The sequence below is a fragment of the Moritella sp. genome, assembly GCF_033791185.1.
In the GTDB taxonomy this organism is placed as follows: domain Bacteria; phylum Pseudomonadota; class Gammaproteobacteria; order Enterobacterales; family Moritellaceae; genus Moritella.
In genome coordinates, this window is the sequence record NZ_JASJHF010000193.1 from 1 (window position 1) to 4,260 (window position 4,260).

Below are 4,260 nucleotides of genomic sequence, written 5' to 3' on the forward strand. Positions count from 1 at the left end.
TGGATGGTCTTGCTCATACGCATTACCTTTCACTTGCGGGTGCGGTTCTAACTTCTGCTCTATGCCCATAAGTCCCGATGCTAATGCAGCTGCGAGAGCAAGGTAAGGATTCGCATCCGCAGAGCCTAGACGATACTCAATACGCTGCGATTTTTCCGAGCCTGGAATAACCCGCAATGCAGTTGTGCGATTTTCAACGCCCCAAGTCGCATCAAGCGGCGCCCATAATCCCGGTACCATACGGCTATAACTGTTCACTGTGGGGGCTATCATCGATAAAAATTCCGGCATGTATTTTTGCTGACCAGCCAGGAAGTGACGTTGGGTATCACTGATGTTGTACTCATTATTGGGATCATGAAAAACCGCCTTACCAAATTTGTCTTGCAACGAGATATGGATGTGACCACTTTGTCCCGGAAAATCCGCTGACCATTTCGCCATGAAGGTCGCCATCAACCCATTGCGCTGTGCCCAAACTTTAATAAAGGTTTTGAATAAGGCGGCTTTATCGGCAGCATCTTGCGCGCCATCATAAGCAATGGCCGCTTCTAATACACCCGGACCGGTTTCGGTATGTAGACTCTCTAATGGGAAATCCATCTCCTCCCCAAGCGCCATGATTTGATGATGTAAATCAGCGTGTACTGAATTACGGATGATGGAGTAACCAAAAAAATCAGGGGTCAGTGGCGTGAGGTTCTTATAGCCTTTTTCTCTCACTGATTCTGGTGTTTCTTTAAACATGAAGAATTCATATTCAAATGCCGCTGTAGCCTTAAACCCCATCTGCTCGGCACGCGCTAATACTCGGCGTAATGTACTGCGAGGACAAACCGCTTCAGCACGCTGGCTAAACTCGGCAATAAATAACAACATATCGCCTTCGGCAGGCAGATCACGGCAAGTCTCAGGTAAAATACGTACGGGTGCATCGGGATAACCTGTATGCCAACCGGTATATTCAACATTATCGTAAAGCTGATCTTTTGAGTCCCAGCCTAAAACTACATCACAAAAAGAAAAACCACTGTCGAGAGAACAGAAGAATTTCTTTTTACTCATATACTTGCCGCGCATGATACCGTCGGCGTCAAAAAGACCTACTTTGACATGGCTTAAACCGCGTTGTTCGATAATATGCTTGGCATCGGCAACCGTCTTGACTTCTCTTGGGTTTAGCATAATACATCCTTATATTACAAAGCCAAGTCGGCCATGCTTGATAGTGGCGTACGTTTCTGCTGACTCTTTGTAAAGTAACAGAATATGTGACAGTATCATTCTTAGTATAGGGAGTATTTTAAATCTGGTTATTAAAAATCAGCTATTTTTGTTAGCTGTCTTCGTATAGAATCCAGCATACGATTTTTACTTATTAAATATCTCCATAACAGTAAAAACACCTCTTTTACCTTCTAATATGATGCCAAACAAATGACTGATAAAACGATAGCAACACACAACGGTAATTTTCATGCAGATGATGTTTTCAGTATCGCTGCATTGAAGCACATTTTTCCTTCTTTTAACCTGATCCGCACACGTGATTTAGAACTGATCGGCGAAGCAGATATTGTGCTTGATGTCGGTGGTGAATATGATCCGGATACTGGTCGCTTTGATCATCATCAACGTGGTGGCGCAGGTCAGCGTGAAAATGGTATTCCCTACTCTTCATTTGGTTTAATTTGGCAGAAATATGGCTTAGAAATATGCCAGGGTAATCAAGAAATAGCTGATGCGGTTGATACCGGTCTAGTATCTACGATTGATGCCATCGATTGTGGTCATGTTGAAGGTGTTGCTCAAGGTATTAGCCTTAGTCGCACGATCTCAATGTTTAACCCGACTTGGCAAGAAGATGGTGACTTTGATAGCTGTTTTGATGAGGCGGTAGCTTTTGCATCGCGCATTTTAACTCGTTTTATTGCCTCTGCAGCTGGCGGCATTAACGCCAAAGATATTGTCGCGAAAGCGATTGATAATGCAGAAGATCCAAGAGTTATTATATTAGAGCAATATACGCCGTGGAAAACAACAGTGCTAGCCTTAGCACCAAAAGCCTTATTTATGGTTTATCCATCGCAGTCTGGTAAATGGATAGTGCAAGCAGTACCTGTTGAACTCGGTTCATTCGAAGACAGAAAATCGCTACCTAAACCATGGGCCGGCTTATCTGGTGAAGAACTTAAAGACGTAACCGGTCTTGATGATGTCATGTTTTGCCATAATGGTTTGTTTATTGCGGGCGCAGAGTCATTTGCAAGCACAATGAAAATGGCAGAAATGGCACTTCAAGCATAATAAAAGTAGGTATTAATGAACGAAGATGCAGAGATCATCGCAATTCTGCGCGAGCGTATTCCAACGTTCGAATGTGTGGAAGGTTGTCACGATTGTTGCGGGCCGGTAACCACTTCCGCAGAAGAAATGTCGCGCCTGCCATATAAAACTGACGCCGAACATGACGCGGCATTAAATGAGTGGAACTGCGTACACCTAGGCCCTAAAGGTTGTAAGGTATATGAAGAGCGACCATTGATTTGCCGATTGTTTGGTACAACACCAAATATGGCTTGTCCAAATAGCTGTAGACCGAAAGAGATGATCAACCCAAAAGTTGAGAGTCAGATCCATCACTACATCGCAACCACACGACAAGTATTGGTGTAAGTTATTTATATCCAGTTCAGGCTTAGTGTAATAACGCTAAGCCATAATTGCACAACACAATATGTTACAGGTAGGCTAAATACATGCTGCAAAAAGAACTCAGACAAGCGAAGTCGATCGACAATGTCTACAACTCGGCATACTGGCATTTAGCTCAACAAGACTACACTATTGCCGAAATTCGCACCAAACTTGAACGTAAAACAGAAAATCAAGATTGGATAGAAACGGTATTAGCCGACCTCATTGGTAAGGGGTACATCAAAAGCGACTTTGACTTTGCAGTGCGTTTTGCGGAGTCAGCGTTTAACAACGAGCATGGTAAATCAGCAATAACGCGTAAATTACGCGCCCGAGGCGTAGGTCAAAAAGAAGTCGCAGAAGCCATCGAACAAGTTATGTATGATGAAGATATTGATCAATTCGCACTCGCCGCTTCACGATTAAGCAATTCATTTCAAACCTTTCATTCGACAACCAAAGAAAAAGTCTATTCTCAGTTTACCACCAAAGGTTTTTCACGCGCCGAAATTGACCATGCCCTAGCGATGCATCCCGCCAAAGACACCTTAAGAAGTAAGCTCGAGGTAAAAGCCGAAAAGGCAGACTTGAGTAAAGAAACCATGAAGTTGTATCGTAAAGGCAAAGGCAAGCGGGTGATACTCAATGAATTGCGTAGAAAACTAATTGACGTTGAAGACTTTGATAACCTAATCGATCAACTTGAAGAGGCTGGTGATATCGACTTTTATCAAAGCTGCTTAGATGTATTACATAAAAAACGCCTCGATATTAGCAGCAGCGTCGGCAAATCAAAGGCCTACGCATACCTGTCTGGTAAAGGCTTCGACTCCGATCAGATCAAAGAAGCGCTCAATCCAACTGATTAATATAACAGCAGTTATAATAACGTTAACTACACCGATAAACTTTGTTATACAATTTCAGCACAAATAATGACGTAGTAAAATACAATCAAGGAATAAACAATGACAAACCAACACGCACACGGCGAAGAAGGTCACGTACACGGTCCGGGCTGTAATCATGGTCACGCACCACAAGCTCCAATCGTAAGAGAAGGCGCTAAAGTAGGTCGTAACGATCCTTGCTTATGTGGCAGCGGTAAGAAATTTAAGAAGTGTTGTGGTAAATAATCACCCGCTTTATTAAATAGTACTTGTGACGAAATGAGTAGACGTACTAACGACGTCATCAGTATTAAATAGTACTAAAATTATAAATAGTACTAAAAAAGCCTCCTTAGGGAGGTTTTTTTTCACTTCTAACCCCATGAAAAATAGTAAGTTACTATATCCACAGTCCACCTACTGACCACACCTTAAACTAATTCACACGTATCTAATACTTAATACCAGGCATACCATTTTGACAATTTGGGCACTTTCGCTGAAAGTTATCAGTTCCATTTGAGCCATACACATGACCACACGGTTCACTTTGGCATTCTAATTTATATGAACTTTGGCAATGATCATTGCCTTTAATACCACGTGTACCTAGAACTTTTTGGTTGTTAAGATTTAGATAACCGATTGTAGTTGTTGGAGTTGAACCACTTTT

6 protein-coding genes are annotated in these 4,260 nt (G+C 42.4%); 4 read left to right on the forward strand and 2 right to left on the reverse strand.

What is annotated here, in order from left to right:
* The coding region (locus QNK26_RS11670) for a glutamine synthetase (RefSeq protein ID WP_319223125.1) at positions 1–1,185 on the reverse strand (1,185 nt) is incomplete at its 3' end.
* A gap of 252 nt (positions 1,186–1,437) precedes the next feature.
* Here QNK26_RS11670 and QNK26_RS11675 point away from each other — a divergent pair.
* The 4 genes from QNK26_RS11675 to QNK26_RS11690 all read left to right on the forward strand — a co-directional run bounded on the left by QNK26_RS11675 (position 1,438) and on the right by QNK26_RS11690 (position 3,833).
* Positions 1,438–2,307, forward strand: a complete 870-nt coding sequence (locus tag QNK26_RS11675) for an MYG1 family protein (RefSeq protein WP_319223126.1) — start codon at positions 1,438–1,440, stop codon at positions 2,305–2,307.
* 15 nt (positions 2,308–2,322) lie between these two features.
* Complete coding sequence (locus QNK26_RS11680) at positions 2,323–2,676, forward strand: YkgJ family cysteine cluster protein (RefSeq protein WP_319223128.1); 354 nt, start codon at positions 2,323–2,325, stop codon at positions 2,674–2,676.
* An 83-nt stretch (positions 2,677–2,759) separates the two neighbouring features.
* Positions 2,760–3,566, forward strand: a complete 807-nt coding sequence (locus tag QNK26_RS11685) for a RecX family transcriptional regulator (RefSeq protein ID WP_319223129.1) — start codon at positions 2,760–2,762, stop codon at positions 3,564–3,566.
* A 99-nt stretch (positions 3,567–3,665) separates the two neighbouring features.
* Positions 3,666–3,833 (forward strand): SEC-C metal-binding domain-containing protein, encoded by a 168-nt coding sequence (locus tag QNK26_RS11690; protein ID WP_319223130.1) that lies wholly within the window; start codon positions 3,666–3,668, stop codon positions 3,831–3,833.
* A 205-nt stretch (positions 3,834–4,038) separates the two neighbouring features.
* Here the strand turns inward: QNK26_RS11690 and QNK26_RS11695 are convergent.
* On the reverse strand, positions 4,039–4,260 hold a 222-nt coding region (locus QNK26_RS11695; RefSeq protein WP_319223132.1), incomplete at its 5' end, for a hypothetical protein.

What these genes read in the sequence shown, in the direction of transcription:
- QNK26_RS11685 (WP_319223129.1), top strand. Translation starts at nt 2,760, where the DNA reads ATGCTGCAAAAAGAACTCAGACAAGCGAAGTCGATCGACAATGTCTAC.
- QNK26_RS11675 (WP_319223126.1), top strand. Translation starts at nt 1,438, where the DNA reads ATGACTGATAAAACGATAGCAACACACAACGGTAATTTTCATGCAGAT.
- QNK26_RS11690 (WP_319223130.1), top strand. Translation starts at nt 3,666, where the DNA reads ATGACAAACCAACACGCACACGGCGAAGAAGGTCACGTACACGGTCCG.
- QNK26_RS11680 (WP_319223128.1), top strand. Translation starts at nt 2,323, where the DNA reads ATGAACGAAGATGCAGAGATCATCGCAATTCTGCGCGAGCGTATTCCA.